20 protein-coding genes are annotated in these 19,317 nt (G+C 70.5%); 11 read left to right on the top strand and 9 right to left on the bottom strand.

Features of this window, described 5'->3' with window-relative positions; genetic code table 11:
* Nucleotides 1-22: 22 nt before the first annotated feature.
* From nrdE to nrdH, 3 genes are read right to left on the bottom strand one after another with little or no spacing between them, the layout of a single operon-like run.
* Complete coding sequence (gene nrdE, locus C9992_RS05245) at nt 23-2,176, bottom strand: class 1b ribonucleoside-diphosphate reductase subunit alpha (RefSeq protein WP_106814452.1); 2,154 nt, start codon at nt 2,174-2,176, stop codon at nt 23-25.
* Complete coding sequence (gene nrdI / locus C9992_RS05250) at nt 2,161-2,592, bottom strand: class Ib ribonucleoside-diphosphate reductase assembly flavoprotein NrdI (protein ID WP_200826218.1); 432 nt, start codon at nt 2,590-2,592, stop codon at nt 2,161-2,163. Before nrdI ends, nrdE begins: the two co-directional genes overlap by 16 nt.
* Before the next feature lie 48 nt (nt 2,593-2,640).
* Nucleotides 2,641-2,874, bottom strand: coding sequence for a glutaredoxin-like protein NrdH (nrdH, locus tag C9992_RS05255; protein WP_018172442.1), 234 nt, complete (start codon nt 2,872-2,874; stop codon nt 2,641-2,643).
* A 364-nt stretch (nt 2,875-3,238) separates the two neighbouring features.
* On the opposite strand from nrdH, the gene C9992_RS05260 reads away from it, so the two are divergent.
* Nucleotides 3,239-4,447: an MFS transporter gene (locus tag C9992_RS05260; RefSeq protein WP_106814664.1), complete on the top strand. Its 1,209-nt coding sequence runs from the start codon at nt 3,239-3,241 to the stop codon at nt 4,445-4,447.
* 22 nt (nt 4,448-4,469) lie between these two features.
* Here C9992_RS05260 and C9992_RS05265 read toward each other — a convergent pair whose 3' ends face one another.
* Nucleotides 4,470-4,886: a pilus assembly protein CpaE gene (locus C9992_RS05265; RefSeq protein ID WP_106814454.1), complete on the bottom strand. Its 417-nt coding sequence runs from the start codon at nt 4,884-4,886 to the stop codon at nt 4,470-4,472.
* Between the two features lie 28 nt (nt 4,887-4,914).
* Complete coding sequence (locus tag C9992_RS05270; RefSeq protein WP_235007994.1) at nt 4,915-5,262, bottom strand: DUF7882 family protein; 348 nt, start codon at nt 5,260-5,262, stop codon at nt 4,915-4,917.
* Nucleotides 5,263-5,393: 131 nt separating this feature from the next.
* Between C9992_RS05270 and C9992_RS05275 the strand changes: the two genes are divergently transcribed.
* From C9992_RS05275 to C9992_RS05285, 3 genes are all read left to right on the top strand, one after another.
* Nucleotides 5,394-5,630 carry a hypothetical protein gene (locus C9992_RS05275; protein ID WP_106814455.1) on the top strand — a complete coding sequence of 79 codons (237 nt, stop codon included), beginning with the start codon at nt 5,394-5,396 and terminating at the stop codon, nt 5,628-5,630.
* Between the two features lie 16 nt (nt 5,631-5,646).
* Nucleotides 5,647-6,144 (top strand): MarR family winged helix-turn-helix transcriptional regulator, encoded by a 498-nt coding sequence (locus tag C9992_RS05280; protein ID WP_106814456.1) that lies wholly within the window; start codon nt 5,647-5,649, stop codon nt 6,142-6,144.
* Nucleotides 6,145-6,235: 91 nt separating this feature from the next.
* Nucleotides 6,236-6,994, top strand: coding sequence for an alpha/beta fold hydrolase (locus C9992_RS05285; protein WP_106814457.1), 759 nt, complete (start codon nt 6,236-6,238; stop codon nt 6,992-6,994).
* A 20-nt stretch (nt 6,995-7,014) separates the two neighbouring features.
* Here C9992_RS05285 and C9992_RS05290 read toward each other — a convergent pair whose 3' ends face one another.
* Complete coding sequence (locus tag C9992_RS05290) at nt 7,015-8,022, bottom strand: TIGR00341 family protein (RefSeq protein ID WP_106814458.1); 1,008 nt, start codon at nt 8,020-8,022, stop codon at nt 7,015-7,017.
* On the opposite strand from C9992_RS05290, the gene C9992_RS05295 reads away from it, so the two are divergent.
* The 4 genes from C9992_RS05295 to C9992_RS05310 all read left to right on the top strand — a co-directional run bounded on the left by C9992_RS05295 (nt 8,021) and on the right by C9992_RS05310 (nt 11,988).
* Nucleotides 8,021-9,223, top strand: coding sequence for an acyl-CoA dehydrogenase family protein (locus C9992_RS05295; protein ID WP_106814665.1), 1,203 nt, complete (start codon nt 8,021-8,023; stop codon nt 9,221-9,223). The genes C9992_RS05290 and C9992_RS05295 overlap by 2 nt on opposite strands.
* A gap of 84 nt (nt 9,224-9,307) precedes the next feature.
* Nucleotides 9,308-10,513 carry a DUF445 domain-containing protein gene (locus C9992_RS05300; protein WP_106814666.1) on the top strand — a complete coding sequence of 402 codons (1,206 nt, stop codon included), beginning with the start codon at nt 9,308-9,310 and terminating at the stop codon, nt 10,511-10,513.
* A 48-nt stretch (nt 10,514-10,561) separates the two neighbouring features.
* A complete protein-coding gene (locus C9992_RS05305; RefSeq protein ID WP_200826219.1) occupies nt 10,562-11,485 on the top strand; it encodes an agmatinase family protein in 924 nt (307 codons plus the stop codon).
* The gene (locus C9992_RS05310) at nt 11,482-11,988 is read left to right on the top strand and encodes a SixA phosphatase family protein (RefSeq protein ID WP_106814459.1); all 507 of its coding nucleotides are present in this window, start codon (nt 11,482-11,484) and stop codon (nt 11,986-11,988) included. Before C9992_RS05305 ends, C9992_RS05310 begins: the two co-directional genes overlap by 4 nt.
* Before the next feature lie 10 nt (nt 11,989-11,998).
* Here the strand turns inward: C9992_RS05310 and hutI are convergent, their stop codons facing one another.
* From hutI to hutH, 3 genes are all read right to left on the bottom strand, one after another.
* Complete coding sequence (gene hutI / locus C9992_RS05315; protein ID WP_106814460.1) at nt 11,999-13,180, bottom strand: imidazolonepropionase; 1,182 nt, start codon at nt 13,178-13,180, stop codon at nt 11,999-12,001.
* A 106-nt stretch (nt 13,181-13,286) separates the two neighbouring features.
* A complete protein-coding gene (gene hutU, locus C9992_RS05320; RefSeq protein WP_106814461.1) occupies nt 13,287-14,963 on the bottom strand; it encodes a urocanate hydratase in 1,677 nt (558 codons plus the stop codon).
* A gap of 47 nt (nt 14,964-15,010) precedes the next feature.
* The gene (gene hutH / locus C9992_RS05325; protein WP_106814462.1) at nt 15,011-16,558 is read right to left on the bottom strand and encodes a histidine ammonia-lyase; all 1,548 of its coding nucleotides are present in this window, start codon (nt 16,556-16,558) and stop codon (nt 15,011-15,013) included.
* Between the two features lie 61 nt (nt 16,559-16,619).
* Here hutH and C9992_RS05330 point away from each other — a divergent pair, with 61 nt between their 5' ends.
* The 3 genes from C9992_RS05330 (at nt 16,620) to C9992_RS05340 (ending at nt 19,315) form a co-directional block, all read left to right on the top strand.
* The gene (locus C9992_RS05330; protein ID WP_235007996.1) at nt 16,620-17,396 is read left to right on the top strand and encodes an IclR family transcriptional regulator; all 777 of its coding nucleotides are present in this window, start codon (nt 16,620-16,622) and stop codon (nt 17,394-17,396) included.
* A 69-nt stretch (nt 17,397-17,465) separates the two neighbouring features.
* The gene (locus C9992_RS05335) at nt 17,466-18,050 is read left to right on the top strand and encodes a winged helix-turn-helix domain-containing protein (protein ID WP_106814464.1); all 585 of its coding nucleotides are present in this window, start codon (nt 17,466-17,468) and stop codon (nt 18,048-18,050) included.
* The gene (locus C9992_RS05340) at nt 18,047-19,315 is read left to right on the top strand and encodes an MFS transporter (RefSeq protein ID WP_106814465.1); all 1,269 of its coding nucleotides are present in this window, start codon (nt 18,047-18,049) and stop codon (nt 19,313-19,315) included. Before C9992_RS05335 ends, C9992_RS05340 begins: the two co-directional genes overlap by 4 nt.
* Nucleotides 19,316-19,317: the final 2 nt, after the last annotated feature.

The raw sequence follows: 19,317 nt of genomic DNA on the forward strand, positions 1-19,317 counted from the left end.
TTTCTTTCACCTGGTCGATGGGCTACAGCGTGCAGCTCACGCACATGTCGAGCTCGGTGCCCTCGAGGGCCATCTGGCGCAGGCGGATGTAGTAGATGGTCTTGATGCCCTTCTTCCACGCGTAGATCTGCGCCTTGTTGATGTCGCGGGTGGTGACGGTGTCCTTGAAGAACAGCGTCAGCGACAGGCCCTGGTCGACGTGCTGCGTCGCGACGGCGTACGTGTCGATGACCTTCTCGTAGCCGATCTCGTACGCGTCCTCGTAGTACTCCAGGTTGTCGTTCGTCATGAACGGCGCCGGGTAGTAGACGCGCCCGAGCTTGCCTTCCTTGCGGATCTCGATCTTCGACGCGATGGGGTGGATCGAACTCGTCGAGTTGTTGATGTACGAGATCGAGCCGGTCGGCGGGACCGCCTGCAGGTTCTGGTTGTAGATGCCGTGCTGCTGGATCGACGCCTTCAGCGCCTTCCAGTCCTCCTGCGTGGGGATCGGGATGCCGGCGAAGAGGTCCTTGACCTTCTCGGTCTGGGGCTCCCACACGTGGTCGGTGTACTTGTCGAAGTACTCGCCCGTGGCGTACTTGGACTCCCAGAAGCCGTCGAACACCTGGCCGCGCTCGATCGCGAGCAGGTTCGAGGCCCGCAGCGCGTGGTAGACGACCGTGTAGAAGTAGATGTTCGTGAAGTCCAGGCCCTCTTCCGAGCCGTAGTGGATGTGCTCGCGCGCCAGGAAGCCGTGGAGGTTCATCTGCCCGAGGCCGATGGCGTGCGAGCGGTCGTTGCCGTCCTCGATGGAGCGGACCGAGGCGATGTGGCTCTGGTCGCTCACCGCCGTCAGCGCACGGATCGCGGTCTCGACGGTGCGGCCGAGGTCACGGCCGTCCATCGCGAGCGCGATGTTCATCGAGCCGAGGTTGCACGAGATGTCCTTGCCGATCTGCGCGTACGACAGGTCCTCGTTGTACGTGGTCGGCGTGTTGACCTGAAGGATCTCGGAGCACAGGTTGGACATGTTGATCCGGCCCTTGATCGGGTTGGCCTTGTTCACCGTGTCCTCGAACATGATGTACGGGTAGCCCGACTCGAACTGGATCTCGGCGAGAGTCTGGAAGAACTCGCGCGCGTTGATCTTCGTCTTCTTGATGCGCGGGTCGTCGACCATCTCGCGGTACTTCTCGGTGACCGAGATGTCGCCGAACGGCACGCCGTACACCCGCTCGACGTCGTACGGCGAGAAGAGGTACATGTCCTCGCCGTTCTTGGCGAGCTCGAACGTGATGTCGGGGATGACGACACCCAGCGACAGGGTCTTGATGCGGATCTTCTCGTCGGCGTTCTCGCGCTTGGTGTCGAGGAACCGCAGGATGTCGGGGTGGTGCGCGTTGAGGTACACGGCACCGGCCCCCTGGCGGGCGCCGAGCTGGTTGGCGTAGGAGAACGAGTCCTCCAGCAGCTTCATGACGGGGATGATGCCCGACGACTGGTTCTCGATCTGCTTGATCGGCGCACCCGCCTCGCGGATGTTCGACAGCAGCAGGGCCACGCCGCCGCCGCGCTTGGACAGCTGCAGCGCGGAGTTGATGCCGCGCGCGATCGACTCCATGTTGTCTTCGATGCGCAGCAGGAAGCACGAGACCAGCTCGCCGCGCTGCGCCTTCCCGGTGTTGAGGAAGGTGGGCGTGGCCGGCTGGAAGCGGCCGGAGATGATCTCGTCGACGAGCTCCATGGCGAGCTTCTGATCGCCGTCGGCCAGGCCCAGTGCCGTCATCACGACGCGATCCTCGAAGCGCTCGAGGTACCGCTTGCCGTCGAAGGTCTTCAGCGTGTAGCTCGTGTAGTACTTGAAGGCGCCCAGGAACGTCTCGAAGCGGAACTTCTTGGCGTACGCGTGGTCGTTGATCTTCTGGATGAACTCGAACGGGTACTTCGCGAGCACCTCCGGCTCGTAGTACTCCTTCTCGACGAGGTAGTCCAGACGCTCTTTGAGCGAGTGGAAGAACACCGTGTTCTGGTTCACGTGCTGCAGGAAGTACTCCCGCGCGGCGCGCTTGTCGGCGTCGAACTGGATCTTCCCGTCCGCGTCGTACAGGTTGAGCATCGCGTTGAGGGCGTGGTAATCCATGCCCTCGAAGCGTGCCTCCGTCTTGAAGTCGGTCTCCGTCAGAGTTCCCACCATCGTTCCAATCCCGCGTTGACGCGTTCCACATCTTCAGGCGTGCCGAATACCTCGAGCCGGTACAAGTGCGGCACGTGGCACTTGCGGCTGATGATGTCGCCGGCGAGGCAGAAATGCTCGCCGAAGTTGGTGTTCCCGGCGGAGATGACTCCGCGGATGAGGCTGCGGTTGCGCTCGTCGTTGAGGAACCGGATGACCTGCTTGGGAACGGCGCCCTTCTCGACGCCCCGCCCCTGGCCTCCGCCATAGGTGGGTGTCACGAGGACGTAGGGCTCGTCGACCACGAGGGCCGGATCCGTCGCATGCAACGGGATCCGGACCGCTCGTGCGCCGAGCTTCTCCACGAACCGAGCCGTGTTGCCCGACACGCTCGAGAAGTACACCAGCAGCGGCACCTCAGTTGCCACGACGCTCATGATCCCTCTCCGCGGCGGTCGCCGGGTCGGCCGGTGAGCTCGGTCGGACTATGCCAGACGTGCCGCGAGCTCGTCGATCTTGTCGGGACGGAAGCCCGACCAGTGGTCTTCGTCGGTGATGACGACCGGCGCCTGAAGGTACCCCAGCGCCTTGACCTGCTCGAGGGCCGTCGGGTCCTCCGAGAGGTCGTGCACTTCATACTCGATCCCCTTGGAGTCGAGTGCTCGATACGTCGCCGTGCACTGCACGCATGCGGGCTTCGTGTAAACCGTGATCGCCATGTCGATTCCGTCTCCTCAGTGCTTCCCCCGGGTGGCTTCCGGTGCGTTCCCCCGGCAGTCCCCCCACCGGGAGTCCAATACTACATATGGGTACCGACATTCGATAGCACCACAAGGGCTAGTAGTTACATCCGTGTGATTTTCCACCGCTCTCCCCATGTACAACACAGGTTCTCCACCGATTCATCCACAGCCGGCGAACCTGTGAAAACGCCTGGATCACGCGGCTTTCGCGCCGGTCGGCGGCATCCCTCCACAGGTCGCCGACCACCGCGGATCGGCGACAGCGGATTCGCCTGTGGAGAGCGTCGTCGGCGTGTCGTCGGCGTGTCGCGGGTGCATGCGCGTGCCGTACCGTTGTCGGGTGGCCGGCTACCGCGAACTCCTCCGCACCCCGGGGGTCGCCCGCATCATCGCCGCGCAGCTGACCGCGCGCTTCCCGAACGGGATGATCAGCCTCGTCATCCTGCTCCACATCGAGGGCATCACCGGCTCCTACGGGGCTGCCGGCGTCGTGCTGGCGGCGCTGTCCATCGGCCAGGCGATCGCGGGGCCGGTGACCAGCCGGTGGATGGGCCGGTGGGGCATGCGTCCCGTGCTGACCCTCACGACCGCCGTGTGCGCGGCATCCCTGTCGGCGATCGCCTTCCTGGTGGTGCCGGTGCCCGCCTACATCGTGCTGGGCTTTCTGGCAGGGGCTTCGACGCCGCCCATCGTGGCGGCGGTGCGCACCATCTACGCGAAGATGGTGAATTCCACTCAGCTGACCGCGCTGTACTCGCTGGATGCCTCCCTGCAGGAGGTCATCTGGATCCTCGCGCCGGTCCTCATCACGTTCATCGCGACGCAGGCCGGCACCGTCGCCGGTCTGGTGCTGGTCGTGGTGGTCCTCGTCGCCGGTGGTGCGTGGTTCATCCTCTCCCCCGAGGTCGGGCGCGTGCGCATCCCGCGAAGCAAGCGCTCGTTCGGCACGGTGCTCACCCGGCCCCCGGTCCTCATCGCCACGGTCGTCGGCTTCCTCCTGATCGGCTCCTTCGCCGCCGTGGAGGCCAGCGTCGTCGCCACCTTCGAGCACGACGGTCTGGAGGCGGGCATCGTGCTCGCGGTCTTCTCCGTGGGCAGCCTCGCGGGTGGACTCGCGTTCGGCCATCTTCCGATGGGACCGTGGGCGCTCGCCCGGCGGTTGACCGTCGTGACCGCGGGCCTCGCGCTGACGGCAGTGTGGCTCGACGTCTGGTGGATCGGGGCGACCCTCTTCGCCGCCGGGATCGGCATCGCGCCGGCCCTGGGGACACTGTCCGCCGTGACGACCGCGAGCGTCAAGTTCAGTGACACGGCCGAGGCGTTCGGCTGGGTCGGCACCGGACAGCTCATCGGCGCTGCGCTCGGCTCGGCGGTCGCGGGCTTCCTCATCGACGGTCCGGGCGGGGTCACGGCCGCGTATGCCTCGGCGGCGGTGTTCTGCGCACTGGCGCTGCTGGTCGCGGTCGTGTTCGTGCGGGGGCTCCCCGACCTGCGGGTCCGGGGAGCGAGCCCGATCCCCGACACGGAGCCGGTGCCGACGATCACCTGATCCGCTCGGGCCCGGCGGCGCGTCACGCGATGCGGCGGAGCAGCTCCAGGACGGCGAGCGCGTAGGCGTCGGCCGGCTCGGGATGCTCGAACACGAGCACCTCCTCGCGCCCGTCCCCCGCGAGCGCGATCTCGACCTCGTGTGTATCGGGCAGTCGGCGCAGCGCGCGGAACGCACCACGCAGCAGTTCCCGGAGCTGATGCTCATGGGGCAGCCACAGCGCGTCCTCCAGCGCCACCGAGTCCAGAGCCCACTCCGTGGTGCCGTTGAAGGCCAGGATGCGGCCGGTCGGGTACTCCCGCGGCTCGATGGTCATCTCGCTGACCGTGAACACGTCGGCCTCGAACTCCGGCTCGTCCAGCTGGAACCGGTCGCCCGACCGCGGATGCCACACCAGGCCCGCGTCGCGCAGTGCGGCAGCCAGCTCGGTGGAGATCATCCCCCCATTCTCGCCCGGCGCGACCAGCTCAGGCGGCCACCGCCGTCAGCTGGGCCTCGCCGGCTGGCACGACCACCGCCGGCTCGTCCCACTCGAGCACGATGCCGCGGCTCGAGGTCGCCTCGTTGGCCAGGGTCCGCAGGTACTCCTGGTCCAGCGCCTCGGGCTCGGCCTTGTCGAAGACGAAGCGCAGCGGGATGGAGGGCTGGATCCACAGTGACGTGCGGCCCTCCGGCGCATCGCCGGGGTGGCGCCAGCTGAGCATGAAGCTCTCGCCCCGGCGCAGCTTCGTCGCCGTCACCACCTTCACGTGCGCGAGCACGTGATCCGGAATCTCGACGGGGCGGGCGTCCGAGCCGTAGTACAGGTGGGCCATCACTTCCTCCTCAGATACGGAGGTGGCATATCCGCCACCATCTGTCAATCCCGGTAAATATGTATCACAGTTGGTGTGTAATTTACTAGCCGTCACATCCCGTGTCGGAGTATGCTAGGAGCACAAGTGAAATGACGATGGTCGAAGGCGTCGCAGCACGCGTCCTCGCGGGCGGCACGCACGCAGTGTGGCACGAGGTCGACACCGGCTTCTGGGTGGGCAATGCGGGCGGGGCGTTCCTCGGTTCGATCGAGCGGCTCGGTCGCGGGAGATATCTCGCGCGAGACGAACTGCATCGCATCGTGGGCGAATACGTCGGACTTGCCGGGGCGCGGGACGCCATCGTCAAGCGGATCAACATGGAATGAGCACCGGGGAGGACGAATGCCCCAGACCGTCGTACGCCACGAGAACGAGCACCTGTATGCCTCGCAGCCGCACTCGGCTGCCGGGCAGAGGCTGAGCGAAGCCATCCTTCATCTGCGTCGCGCCGAGCGTCAGCAGTCCGAGCGCGCGCTGCGCGAGTCCGGGCTGTCGAACATGGACCTCACCGCGCTGCGCTACCTCGTGCAGGGTCTGCGCGATGAGCGCGACCTCGGCCCGAAAGACCTCATCGTCATGCTCGACACCTCGAGCGCGACGGTCACCAACGTCGTGGATCGGCTCGTCTCACGCGGCTACATCACGCGCGTGCAGCACCCGACCGACCGGCGTGCGCATTTCCTCGTGCCGACGGCCTCCGCCGTCCGGCGGGTGGATGATGCCTTCGCCGCACACCACTCCACGATCGTCGACGTCATCGACGGTCTCGACGACGACGAAGCCGAATGCGCGGCCAGCGTCCTCGTCAAGATCGCGAGCGCCCTCGACCGCCTCGGCTGACCCCTGGCTCCGGCGACGCGCGCCCCGCGCCGCGTCGCCCTTCGTCATGCCCTGACACCGCGAGCGCGCGGCTGCCGCCTAGTCTGGGGTCATGCCCTCCCCCGTCAGCCTGCCCCGCCTGTCGTGGGGCTCCGCCGAGGCGGGGCTCCGCGCACTGCTCATCCACGGCCTCGGATCCAACGGCGCCCTGATGTGGCGGTACGGGGTCGCGCTCGCAGAGGCGGGATGGCGAGCGGATGCCGTCGACCTGCGCGGTCACGGCACCGCTCCGCGTGCACTGGATTATCGCCTCGACGCGTACGCCGTCGACGTCGCCGCGGTGCACCCGGACGGCGCGGCGACGTGGGACCTCGTGATCGGGCACTCGCTGGGCGGTGCGGCATCCGTCCTCGCTGCCGCGTCCCGACCCTCGTGGACCCGCCGGCTCGTGCTGGTCGACCCCGCGATCGCGCTCACCGAGCGTGACCGCGAGATCGTGCGCGACAGCCAGGTCCGCGCGTTCGATGACCCCTCGCCGCAGGCGGTGCTCGCAGACCACCCCGACTGGCATCCGCAGGACATCGAGCTGAAGGCGCTCTCCGCCCAGCAGGCCAGCCGGTGGGCGGTCGAACAGACGAGCGCCCAGAACCCCGAATGGGATGTCGTCGACGCCGCGCTGCGCCTTCAGGTGCCGACCCACATCATCGCGTCCGACCCCCACGTGTACTCGATCTTCCGTGGCAAGCCGGCCGAGTCCGCGCTCGCGTCCCATCCGCTCATCGACGTGTCGGTGGTGCCGGGCGCCGGGCATTCCCCGCATCGCGACAGGCCGGAAGCGACGCTGCGCGCGCTGTTCAGCGTGCTGGCCTGACACCGCACCGGCGACATCCGCTACTGCACGGTGATCTCCGTGCCCTGTCCGGCGTCCACCACGACGCCGACGTAGGACGGGATGGTGCTCGACAGAGCGTCACGGAGATCGTCGACCGGCGGGGTCGTGCCGTCGTCGGTGGTCACGTCCACGGTGGCGACGGTGCCCGACCAGTCGACGCCGTACACGCGGGCACCGTCCTCGGCCGACAGCCACTCGGTCGTCGCCTGCTGGATCGCCGCGCTCCAGCGGGCGAACGCCACCGAGATCACGGAGTTCACCGCCAGCGGGATCGCGATGACCACGGCCAGCACGGCCACGATGAGATAAGCGCGGCGCCGGTTCGCGACCGGTGAGGAGCCCGGGTCGCGCGCGTAGCCGGCGACCGTGAAGACGATGCTGCCGGCGATGACGAGCGCCACCACGTTGGACAGGAAGAGCCACATCGCCCCCAGCGCGTCGGTCCACAGGCCCTGCCCCGCGCACACGCCCACCACTCCCAGCGGCGGCACGAGTGAGATGGCGATCGCCACTCCCGGCAGGATCGAGCTGAGATCGCGTCGGCACATCGCGAACCCGCCGGCGAAGCCCGTCGCGAGGGCGGCGACGAGGTCCATGAAGCTCGGCGAGGTGCGCCCCAGCACCTGCGAGTTGGTCTCCAGGCTCTGCGGCGTCGCGACGAAGACCGAGAACGCCAGGCCCAGCACGACCACGATGACAAGGCCCAGCAGCACCCAGAGGATCGAGCGCACCACGAGGCTGAGATGCCCCGTGACGATGCCGAGCCCGATCCCGAGGATCGGCGTCCCCAGTGGCGCGATGATCATGGCGCCGATCACGGTCGCCGTCGAATCGGTGAGCACTCCGGCGATGGCGATGATCCCCGCCAGCGTCAGCATGATGAGGAAGCCGCTGCGCTTGCCCGCCCGGTCGCCCGACCCGAGGTCGAGCGCCTCGGCCACCTCGGCCGCCGTCTGCCGCTGTGTCGGCGGGATGAGCCCGCGCAGCATGCCCGATATCGTCGCCATGGGCAGATCATGGCGCAAGAATGGCGGTGTGGCCCCATTCGATCCGCGCGAAATCCTGACCGACGATCTGCTGGAAAGGATCCGCGGCCGCGCGGCTGTCCACGACCGGGAGAACACGTTCCCCGACGAGGACCTCGCCGACCTCAAGGATGCCGGGTACCTCGCCATCCTCGTGCCGACCGAGCTCGGTGGATCCGGTCTGGGGCTCGCCGAGGCATCCGCCCTCCAGCAGCGGCTGGCCGGTGCCGCGCCCGCCACCGCGCTGGCCATCAACATGCACCTGGTGTGGACCGGCGTCGCCAAGGTGCTCGCCGACCGTGGGGTGGACGCCCTGCGGTTCGTGCAGGAGGGCGCAGCGGCGGGCGAGGTCTTCGCGTTCGGCATCAGCGAGGCCGGCAACGACCTCGTGCTGTTCGGGAGCGGGACGGATGCCGCGCCGCTGCCCGACGGCGGGTACGCGTTCACCGGCACCAAGATCTTCACGTCGCTGGCCCCGGTGTGGACGCAGCTCGGGCTGCACGGGTTGGACACCACGTCGGAGGACGCCCCCCGGATGGTCTACGCCTTCGTGCCACGCTCCGAGGTGCAGGCGGGGCGCGTGGTGGTGCGCGACGACTGGGACACGCTCGGCATGCGCGGCACCCAGTCGCGGACCACCGTGCTGCGCGACGCGGTCGCCCCGGCCGACCGGGTGGTGCGCCGCCTGGCCCCCGGACCCAACCCCGACCCGCTGGTGTTCGGCATCTTCAGCGTCTTCGAGCTCCTGCTCGCGTCGGTGTACACCGGCATCGCCCGACGCGCCCTGGACCTCGCCGTGACGGCGGCCGGCAGGCGGGCCTCCAAGCGCACCGGAAAGGCGTACAGCCAGGACCCCGACATCCGCTGGCGCATCGCCGACATGGCGCTCGCCTACGAGGGCCTGCCGCCCCAGATCGAGGGGCTGGCGCGCGATGTGGACGCCCAGGTCGATCACGGGTCGCGATGGTTCTCCCTGCTGGCCGGGGTGAAGCACCGGTCCGTCTCGGCGGCCAAGTCGGTCGTGGACGAGGCGATGCTCGTGGCCGGCGGGTCGTCCTACTTCTCGGGGAACGAGCTCAGTCGCCTCTATCGCGACGTGCTCGCGGGCTTGTTCCACCCTTCCGATCCCGAGTCGGCGCACTCGACGGTCGCGACGGCCTGGCTCGGCCCGATCGAGGACTGAGCCGTGTCCGCCTCGACGAACCCGCCCGTCGCCGCATCCTTCGAGACGCCGGCCGATCGGGAGCGCCGCCGCGGTCTGCGCACCATGAAAGGCGTCGCCCTCGGCGCGCTGGTGTTCATGGCGGTGCTGTTCGCCTTCTCGTTCGCCTTCCAGCAGGAGGTTCCGGGGCTGGCCTATCTGCGCGCGGCCGCCGAGGGCGGCATGGTGGGAGCCTTGGCGGACTGGTTCGCCGTCACGGCGCTGTTCCGGCATCCGCTGGGCATCCCGATCCCGCACACCGCGATCATCCCGAGCCGCAAGGATGAGATCGGGCGGACACTGGGCGAGTTCGTCGAGACGGAGTTCCTGCGCGGCGACGTCGTGCGCGCCAAGCTCGAGCAGACGGCGATCTCGGCGCGACTGGGCGAGTGGCTGAGCGTCCCGGCGCACGCGGACCGGGTCGCGGCGGAGGCATCCGTGATGGCCTCCAGCGTGCTGCGGGCACTCAGCGACGATGACGTGCGCGACGTCATCGAGGAGCTCGCGCGCGAGCACCTCATCGTTCCGGAATGGGGCCCGCCGCTGGGCGAATGGCTCGGCCGGATCATCGATGCCGGGGCGCACCGGGGTGCGGTCGACCTCGCGGCGGACACGATCGCGGCCTGGCTGGCGGCGAACCACGCCGCCTTCTCGGGGCTGGTGTCTCAGCGGCTGCCCTCGTGGCTGCCGTCCGTGGCCCAGCGGCTCGTCGACGACACCGTCTACAACGAGGCGGTGAAGTTCGTGGCGGCGGTGCAGGCCGACCCGCACCACGCCGCGCGGGTCGCCATCGACGGCTACCTCACCCGGCTGGCCGACAACCTGCAGCACGATCCGGTGACCATCGGCCGCTTCGAAGATGCGAAGCTCGCGGTCTTCGACAGCCCGCGGGTGCGGGAGCTCGCCGCCGAGGCCTGGACGACGGCGAAGACCGGCTTGCTGCGCTCGCTCGCCGATCCCGAGAGCGGGTTGCGCCGACGGGCGGCCGAGGCACTCACCGAGGTCGGCGGGCGGCTCGCGACGGATGCCGCGCTGCAGCGCCGCGTGGATACGTGGGTGACGGATGCCGCCGTCTTCCTCGTCGACCGCTATCGCCACGACATCGCCTCGATCATCACCGACACCGTCGAGCGCTGGGATCCCGCCGAGACGACCGAGAAGATCGAGCTCATGGTGGGACGGGACCTGCAGTACATCCGTCTCAACGGCACCATCGTGGGTGCCCTGGCTGGTCTGGCGATCTTCGCGATCGCCCACGCCCTGCTCGGCTAGCCACAGCCGGGTCTACGTCGCGGCGTGGCGGACCGGTAGCGTCGAGTCGTGACGCTTCCGACCGATCCGCTCTGGCCGCGTGCCGGTGCCTGGCCCGCCATCGCCGACGCGGAATGGGACGAGACGGGCCCGACCGGTTCGGCCGCGCGGCCGACCGTCGCGATCCTCGGGGTCCCCGCGTTCCGGACGTCCCTCTCGCCGACCGGCGCGCACGCGACGCCCCGCGCCGTCCGCGACGCCCTGCGCCGGTTCAGCCCCACCGTGCTGGGACCGCCCCCGGTGGACCTGGGCGAGGCGCTGCGCGTGGCCGACGCCGGCGACATCGACGAGCCCGACGGGCCGGCGGGCGAGGCATCCGTGCGCGCGGCGGTCGCGGCGCTGCGGGAGCGAGCCGATCTGGTGATCGCGCTCGGCGGCGACAATTCGATCACCTACGCCGTCGGGCAGGGCGCCGGCGCGGCCGGCCTCATCACGATCGACGCGCACTTCGACCTGCGCGACGGTGTCTCCAACGGATCGCCGGTGCGCCGACTCGTCGAGGACGGCCTGGACCCCCGCCGGATCGTCCAGCTGGGCATCGCCGACTTCGCGAACTCCGCCGCCTACGCGCGGCGTGCCGCCGACCTGGGGATCACCGTCGTCACGCTGGACGAGCTGCGGCGCCGCGGCGCGGACGATGTGGCGGCCCAGGCGCTGGAGATCGCCGGCGCCGACGGCGGGGCGGTGCACCTCGACGTGGATGTCGACGTCTGCGACCGGTCGGTCGCGCCCGGCTGCCCGGCATCCGTTCCCGGGGGCCTTGCGGCGTGGGAGCTGCGCGCGCTGGTGCGGGCGGTGGCCGCTGATCCCCGCGTGCACAGCGCCGACATCGCGGAGGTGGATGCCACCGCGGACGCCCCGGACGGGCGCACCGTGCGGCTGGCCGCGCTGTGCGTTCTCGAGCTGCTGGCAGCGAAGGCGGTGACACGATGAGCGCGAGCCCACGCGAGACGGCCCATCCGGCTTCGATCACGCTGGCACTGGTGCGGCACGCGAAGTCGGACTGGGGCGATCCGGGGCTGGACGACCACGAGCGGCCGCTCAACGAGCGGGGTATGCGGGATGCGCCGCGCATGGCCCGCCGGCTGGCCGAGTCGGGCTTCCGCCCCGACGTCATCCTGTCGAGCACCGCCGTCCGTGCGCGCACCACGGCCGAGGCGTTCGCGGCCGAGCTGCGGGCGGGGGTCTCGCTCCTGCCCGAACTCTACGGCGCCCCCGCACGCACGCTGCTCGCGGCCGCGGAGGCGACCGGGGCACCGTCGGTGATGGTGGTCGCCCACGACCCCGGCATGAGCGTGCTGGCCGCCGAGCTGTCGGGCGACAAGATCGGTCACATGCCCACGTGCGCGGTCGCGACGTTCACGTGGCACGTGCCGGACTGGCACGTCGCCTCGGCCCTCGAGCCCGACGAGTGGACGTTCGACTCTCCTCGCTGAGGCGAACCGGTCACGAGCGCGCCTCGCCGAGCGCGACGCCGTCCTTGATCACCGTCCGCACGAGCGGCACCCCGGGCCGGTAGGCGAGGTGCACCCGCGTGGGCGCCTCGAGCATGACGAGATCGGCGCGCCCCCCCGGAGCGATGACGCCCACGTCGTCGCGCCGCAGCGCCTGGGCGCCTCCCGCGGTGGCCGACCACACCGCCTCGGCCGGCGTCATCCCCATCTCCCGGACCGCCAGGGCGATCATGAGCGGCATCGAGCTGGTGAAGCTGGATCCAGGGTTGCAGTCGCTGGCGAGGGCGACGGTGACGCCGGCGTCGATCAGCCGGCGCGCATCCGGGTACGGCTGCCGCGTCGAGAACTCGACGCCAGGCAGCAAGGTGGCGACGGTGCGCGAGCCGGCGAGCGCCGCGATGTCGTCGTCGTCGAGATAGGTGCAGTGATCGACGGATGCCGCGTCCATCTCGACCGCCAGGCGCACGCCTTCGCCGGGGCCGAGCTGATTGCCGTGCACGCGCGGGATGAGCCCGTGTACCGCACCCGCCGCCAGGATCCGCCGCGACTCCGCGGCGGTGAAGGCACCGCGCTCGCAGAAGACGTCGATCCAGCGGCTGAACGGCACGCATGCGCGCAGCATCTGGTCGCACACCAGGTCGACGTACTCGTCCCTTCGATCGGAATACTCGGCCGGCACGACGTGGGCTCCGAGGTACGTGACCTCCGGCGTCACCTCGGCGGCCAGGCGCGCCAGCCGCTCCTCGTCTGCGACGGTCAGCCCGTACCCGGTCTTGATCTCCAGGGTGGTGGTGCCCTGCGCGTGCACCTCCGCCACGAGGGCGCGCAGACGCCGCCGCAGCTCCTCGTCGCTGGCGGCGCGCGTCGCCGCGACCGTGCGCCTGATGCCTCCCGCGGCATACGGCGTGCCCGTCATGCGGGCTTCGAACTCGTCTGCCCGATCGCCGGCGAACACGAGATGGGTGTGGCTGTCGACGAACCCGGGGATCACCGCCCGGCCCTCGGCATCCAGGATCCTGAGCTGGCCGGAAGGGCGCGCGTCCGCCGCGGCGCCGACCCACGCGATGCGGTCGCCCTCGATCAGCACGGCCGCGTCCTGCAGCGTGCCGGTCGGGTCGTCGCCTTCCGCGTTGGTGGTTAGCTCGCCGATGTTCGTGATGAGCGTCGCCGTCACCTCACCACTCCCTTCATGTCCCGGTTCCTCGCCATGGTGTCCCACTTTCACTCGCTCCGAGCGCAGAGAACGACCGAAATCGGGACATGCTCGGCCATCGCCCCTGTCACAGCAGGGGGATCTTCAGCCCGCGCTCGCGCGCGACCTGCTTCGCCCGCTCGTAGCCGGCGTCGACATGGCGCATGACGCCCGAGCCCGGATCGTTCGTGAGCACCCGGGCGATCTTCTCGGCGGCAAGAGCCGACCCGTCGGCGACGGTGACCTGCCCGGCATGGATGCTGCGCCCGATGCCGACTCCGCCGCCGTGGTGGATCGACACCCACGAGGCGCCGGAGGCGGTGTTGAGCAGGGCGTTCAGCAGCGGCCAGTCGGCGATCGCGTCGGAGCCGTCGGCCATCGCCTCGGTCTCGCGGTACGGCGAGGCGACGGATCCCGCATCCAAGTGGTCGCGGCCGATCACGATGGGCCCGGCGAGCTCACCGGAGGCGACCATCTCGTTGAACTTGAGGCCCGCGAGGTGCCGCTCCTGGTAGCCGAGCCAGCAGATCCGCGCCGGCAGCCCCTCGAAGTGCACCGCGTCCCCGGCCTTCTCGAGCCACCGCACGAGGCCCGCGTTGTCGGGGAACAGCTCCATGACGGCACGGTCGGTCTTGCGGATGTCGTCCGGGTCGCCCGACAGGGCCACCCACCGGAACGGTCCGCGGCCCTCCGCGAACTGCGGCCGGATGTACGCGGGGACGAAGCCGGGGAACTCGAACGCCCGCTCGAAGCCGCCCAGCCGCGCCTCGGCGCGGATCGAGTTGCCGTAGTCGAAGACCTCGGCTCCGGCATCCTGAAACCCGACCATCGCCGCCACGTGCTTGGCCATGCTGCCGCGGGCACGCGCGGTGAACCCTTCCGGATCGCGGGATGCCTCGGCCTTCCAATCGTCGAAGGCGATGCCCACGGGCAGGTAGGCGAGGGGGTCGTGGGCGCTCGTCTGGTCGGTGACGATGTCGACGACGACCTCGCCCGCGCGGTGGCGAGCCAGCACGTCGCCGAACACCTCGGCCGCGTTGCCGACGACACCGACGCTGAGCGCCTGGCCCGCGGCCTTGGCGGCGACGACGCGCGCGAGGGCGGCGTCGAGGTCGGTCGTGTACTCGTCGAGGTACCCGTGCTCGACGCGGCGCGCGAGGCGCGACTCGTCCACGTCGACGATCAGCACCGCGCCCCCGTTGAGCGTGACAGCCAGCGGCTGTGCGCCGCCCATGCCGCCGGCGCCCCCCGTGAGGGTGAGAGTGCCGCTGAGGTCGTCACGACCGAGTGACCGCGCGACGGCGGCGAACGTCTCGTAGGTGCCCTGCAGGATGCCCTGCGTGCCGATGTAGATCCACGAGCCGGCGGTCATCTGGCCGTACATCGTGAGGCCGAGCTCCTCCAGGCGACGGAACTCGGGCCAGGTCGCCCAGTCCCCCACCAGGTTGGAGTTCGCGATGAGCACGCGTGGCGCCCACTCGTGCGTGCGGAAGACGCCGACCGGCTTGCCCGACTGCACGAGCAGAGTCTCGTCGGGGTCGAGCTCGTCGAGAGTGCGCACGATCGCGTCGAACGCCTCCCAGCTGCGCGCGGCACGCCCGGTCCCGCCGTACACCACGAGATCCTCGGGATGCTCGGCGACCTCGGGATCGAGGTTGTTCATCAGCATCCGCTTGGCCGCTTCGGCACCCCAGCTCTTCGCTGTCCGCTCGGCGCCGCGCGGGGCGCGCACCGTCCTCGCGGTCGAACTCATCGGAACCGTCATCTCATCGCTCCTTCGCGATCCGTCCACCTGAACCTCCACGGCGTCGTTCACCGCATCCCTCCCGTCTGCTCGGCCGCGCGAGCGACCGCGCCCGATGCGACGAGATCCGTGACGGCCTCCATCTCGGGCGAGAGGAAGCGGTCCGGTCCCGGCCCGCCCGCGACCGTGCGCACGAGATCGCGCACGGCGCCGGTCGCAGCTGCCGGCTCCAGCGGCGACCGCAGGTCGAGCGCTCGTGCCGCCGTGAGCACCTCGATCGCCAGCACCCGGCCCAGCCCGTCGATCGCGCGGCGCAGCTTGCGTCCGGCCGCCCAGCCCATCGACACGTGGTCCTCCTGCATGGCCGACGAGGGGATGGAGTCCACGGACGCCGGCACCGCCAGTCGCTTGAGCTCCGAGACGATGCCCGCGGCAGCGTACTGGGCGATCATGAACCCGGAGTCGACGCCGACCTCGTCCGCGAGGAACGGCGGCAGGCCCTGGCTGCGGGCCGGGTCGAGGGCGCGGTCGGTGCGGCGCTCCGAGATCGAGGCGACGTCGGCCACGGCGATCGCGAGGAAGTCCAGCACGTAGGCGATCGGCGCACCGTGGAAGTTGCCGTTGGACTGCACCCGGCCGTCGTCGGTGATCACCGGGTTGTCGATGGCCGCGGCGAGCTCTCGTGACGCGATCAGCAGGGCGTGCTCGGCGGTGTCGCGGGCCGCGCCGTGCACCTGCGGCGAACAGCGCAGCGAGTAGGCGTCCTGCACGCGCGTGCACACCGACGGGTCGCGATGCGACGCGACGATCGGCGACCCGGCCAGCAGCGTCCGCAGGCGCGCCGCCGACGCCGCCTGCCCCACCTGCGGACGCAGCGCGTGCAGGTCGGACGCGAACACCGCGTCGGTCCCCAGCTGCGACTCGATCGACATCGCCGCGGCGACATCGGCGGTGTCCAGGAGCACGGCGAGGTCGTGCAGCGCGAGCAGCAGCATCCCGAGCATGCCGTCGGTGCCGTTGATGAGCGCGAGACCCTCCTTCTCGCGCAGTTCGAGTGGCGCGATGGATGCCGCGGCCAGCGCGTCGGCCGCCGCGCGCTCGACGCCGTCCGCGTCGCGCACGCGGCCTTCTCCCATCGCGGCCAGCGCGACGTGCGCCAGCGGGGCGAGGTCGCCCGAGCAGCCGAGCGAGCCGTACTCGCGGACGACCGGAGTGATGCCGGCGTTGAGCAGGGAGGCGTAGGTCCGCACCACGTCCGGGCGCACGCCGGTGTGCCCCGTGGCCAGCGTCTGCAGCCGCAGCAGCATGAGCGCCCGCACCACCTCCCGCTCCACCTCGGGCCCGGTGCCGGCGGCGTGGGAGCGGATGAGGCTCGCCTGCAGCTGACGGCGGCGCTCGGGCGCGATGAACGTCGTGGCGAGGGCGCCGAAGCCGGTGGAGATGCCGTAGTGCGGGTCCGGATCGTCTGCGAGGTCCTCGACGAGGGCGCGGGTCTTCGCGACCCGTTCGAGTGCCTCGCCGGCCAGTTCGACGCGGGCGGAGTGACGGGCGACAGCGACGACGTCCTCGGGGCGCAGCGGGTCGCCGCCCACCATGACGGAGGTCTGCGAGCTCATGGACCGATTCCACACCGCGCCCTCGTCCCACGACAGCGGCCCGTGGCATCCTGTGTCTGAGATGCCAGACAACCCGCTTCGCCCGCGCCCGCAGGTTCCCGCCGCCGACCAGACACTGCGGATCCTGTCCTTCCTCGCGCGCCAGCGGGGTCCCGCCCCGGCGCGGGCGATCGCGACGGCGCTCGGGCTGCCGCGATCCACGGTGTACCACCTCCTCGCCACGCTGCAGGAGCACCACTTCGTCGTCCACCTGCCGGAGGACCGCCGCTGGGGGCTGGGGATCGCGGCGTTCGAGCTGGCCGGCGGATACGCACGGCAGGAGCCTCTGGCCCGACTGGGACGGCCGGTGCTGGCGGAGCTCGTCGACCGCACCGGCGAGAGCGCCCACCTGGCCGTCATGCACGGCCGGGACGTGCTCTACATCGTGGAGGAGCGTGCGGCGCGGCGCCCTGCGCTGGTCACCGACGTCGGCGTGCGGCTGCCGTCGCACCTGACGGCGACCGGCCGGGCGATGCTCGCGGCGCTTCCGCGCGAGCAGGTGCGCGCGCTGTTCCCGGATGCTGCGGCCTTCGCCGACCGCACGGGCCGCGGCCCGCGCCGCCCCGGGGAGCTGCGCGAGGTGCTGCGCGAGGCGCGCGCCCGTGGGTTCGCCACGGAGGACGGCGAGGTGGCGATCGGCCTGCGGTCGGTGGGGGTCGCGGTGCGCGATCACACCGGCTGGCCCGCCGCCGCGATCGCCGTCACCTGGCCCGTCGACGGTGAACATGACGCCGATGCCGTCGCGCCACTCGTGGCCGATGCGGCCGCCGAGCTGAGCCGCCGCATCGGCCGGCGCTGAGATCTGAAAGGCTCTTGCAGGTTCCGCGCGCCCGACGTAATCTGAAAGCGTCTTTCAGATCGGAGCGTCATGACCACGTACGAGAACCGCCGCACTCTCACCGACCCGGCGGCACTGGAGGCCCTCGCCCACCCGGTTCGGCTGGACGTCCTCAGCTTCCTCATGTCGCACGGCGCGGCCACCGCCTCCGAGTGCGCGCGAGCGGTGGACGACTCCCCCTCGAACTGCAGCTATCATCTCCGTGTGCTGGCCAAGCACGGTCTCGTCGAGGCCGCTGCGTCCGACGACGGCCGCGAACGACCGTGGCGCGCGACGGTCACGGGGCTGAGCCTCGACCTGGACTCCGACGATCCCTCGGTGGTGGCGGGCGCCACAGCGACGCTCGAGGCCTCGGTGCAGCTGGACTTCCAGCTCGCCCGTGAGCACATCCGTCGTCGCCACCAGCTCGAGGGGGCGTGGCGCGATGTCGACGCGCACGCCCAGTACGGACTGCGGGTCACCCCATCCGAGCTGCGCGCCCTCGTCGAGCGGATCGACGCACTGGTCCGGCCCTACATCGCCGCCACGAGGGATGACGCGCCAGAGGACGCCGCCGTGGCGAACCTCTCGGTGCTCGCCTTCCCGCGCCCCACGTTCGGCGGGCCGTCGCGATGACCTCCGATGCCCGGATCCCGCGGGCGGGGGCCTCGCGCACCGCGTTCGCCATCCCCGCCTTCCGGCGCCTCTGGGCCGCCGGGCTCATCTCCGACATGGGCGACTGGCTGCTGTTCATCGCTCTGCCGCTCGTCGTCCTGCAGCTGACCGGGTCGGCCCTGGGGACCGCCGTCGCCTTCCTGCTCGAACTGGCGCCGGCGGTGGCGCTGGCTCCTCTCGCGGCGCGACTCGTCGGCCGATTCGACCGGCGCCTGCTCATGGTCGTCGTCAACATCGGCCAGGCGATCGCACTCCTCCCCCTTCTGTTCGTCGATACGGCGGCCGACCTGCCGATCGCCTACGGCGTGATCCTGGCGCACGCATCGCTGAGCACGCTGTTCGAACCGGCGAAGAACACGCTCCTGCCCGAGCTCGTCGACGTCGATCGCCTGGTGTCGGCGAACGCCCTCGTCGGGCTCAATCAGAATCTCGGGCGCCTCATCGGCGGCCCTCTCGGCGGCGTCCTCCTCGCGGCGGGCGATCTCGGACTCATCGTGATCGTGGATGCCGCCACCTATGTCGTCTCGGCGCTCCTCATCGCGACCCTGCCCGCCGTCTCCGCCGCCGCGGCCGCCGCGGGCGCCGACGGCGGGAGACACCCGGCCGGATTGTGGCGGGCACTCGGCATCCGGCGCCTGCGCGGGGCGTACGCGGTCATCCTGGTGTCCAGCGTGGCGCAGGGCATGTTCCTCGTGCTGTTCGTCCTGTTCGCGCTGGGTCCGCTCGCCGGCTCGGACGCCGACGTCGGGCTGCTGCGCGGCATCCAGGCCGTCGGAGCGATCGTCGCGGGGGTCGCGCTCGGGTTCGTCATCCGCGGGGCGTCGCCCCGGGCCCTGACCGCAGGCAGCGTGCTGGCGTTCGGGGTCATCTCGCTCGTCACATGGAACCTTCCCGCACTCACCACCGAAATCGGCTGGTATGTCGCCCTGTTCACCGCTGTCGGCGCTCCGGGCGTCGTCATGGTCGCCGGGCTCACCAGCGTGCTCCAGGAGGAGTCGGACCGCCGCGAGCGAGGCGCCGTCTTCGCGGCCGTGGGCCTCGTCGGGGCGGTGGGACAGGGCCTCGGCATCCTCCTCGGCGCGCTGTCCGACACGGCCATCGGGCTCATGCCTCTTCTGGAGGCGCAGGGATGCCTCTACCTCTTGGCCGGCGTGATCGCGCTGGTCTGGTTGCCGCGGCCGGTGCCGTCACCGAGCACGTCCACGCACCCGACCGCCCGGGCCTGAGC

The organism is Microbacterium timonense (assembly GCF_900292075.1).
Taxonomy (GTDB): domain Bacteria; phylum Actinomycetota; class Actinomycetes; order Actinomycetales; family Microbacteriaceae; genus Microbacterium; species Microbacterium timonense.

Coding starts and splice junctions, on each gene's coding strand:
- C9992_RS05270 (WP_235007994.1), bottom strand. CDS start 5,262: ATGGCCCACCTGTACTACGGCTCGGACGCCCGCCCCGTCGAGATTCCG.
- C9992_RS05275 (WP_106814455.1), top strand. CDS start 5,394: ATGACGATGGTCGAAGGCGTCGCAGCACGCGTCCTCGCGGGCGGCACG.
- C9992_RS05300 (WP_106814666.1), top strand. CDS start 9,308: ATGAAAGGCGTCGCCCTCGGCGCGCTGGTGTTCATGGCGGTGCTGTTC.
- hutU (WP_106814461.1), bottom strand. CDS start 14,963: ATGACGGTTCCGATGAGTTCGACCGCGAGGACGGTGCGCGCCCCGCGC.
- C9992_RS05280 (WP_106814456.1), top strand. CDS start 5,647: ATGCCCCAGACCGTCGTACGCCACGAGAACGAGCACCTGTATGCCTCG.
- C9992_RS05310 (WP_106814459.1), top strand. CDS start 11,482: ATGAGCGCGAGCCCACGCGAGACGGCCCATCCGGCTTCGATCACGCTG.
- C9992_RS05340 (WP_106814465.1), top strand. CDS start 18,047: ATGACCTCCGATGCCCGGATCCCGCGGGCGGGGGCCTCGCGCACCGCG.
- C9992_RS05295 (WP_106814665.1), top strand. CDS start 8,021: ATGGGCAGATCATGGCGCAAGAATGGCGGTGTGGCCCCATTCGATCCG.
- nrdI (WP_200826218.1), bottom strand. CDS start 2,592: ATGAGCGTCGTGGCAACTGAGGTGCCGCTGCTGGTGTACTTCTCGAGC.
- nrdE (WP_106814452.1), bottom strand. CDS start 2,176: ATGGTGGGAACTCTGACGGAGACCGACTTCAAGACGGAGGCACGCTTC.
- hutH (WP_106814462.1), bottom strand. CDS start 16,558: ATGAGCTCGCAGACCTCCGTCATGGTGGGCGGCGACCCGCTGCGCCCC.
- C9992_RS05335 (WP_106814464.1), top strand. CDS start 17,466: ATGACCACGTACGAGAACCGCCGCACTCTCACCGACCCGGCGGCACTG.
- C9992_RS05330 (WP_235007996.1), top strand. CDS start 16,620: ATGCCAGACAACCCGCTTCGCCCGCGCCCGCAGGTTCCCGCCGCCGAC.
- C9992_RS05290 (WP_106814458.1), bottom strand. CDS start 8,022: ATGGCGACGATATCGGGCATGCTGCGCGGGCTCATCCCGCCGACACAG.
- nrdH (WP_018172442.1), bottom strand. CDS start 2,874: ATGGCGATCACGGTTTACACGAAGCCCGCATGCGTGCAGTGCACGGCG.
- C9992_RS05285 (WP_106814457.1), top strand. CDS start 6,236: ATGCCCTCCCCCGTCAGCCTGCCCCGCCTGTCGTGGGGCTCCGCCGAG.
- C9992_RS05265 (WP_106814454.1), bottom strand. CDS start 4,886: ATGATCTCCACCGAGCTGGCTGCCGCACTGCGCGACGCGGGCCTGGTG.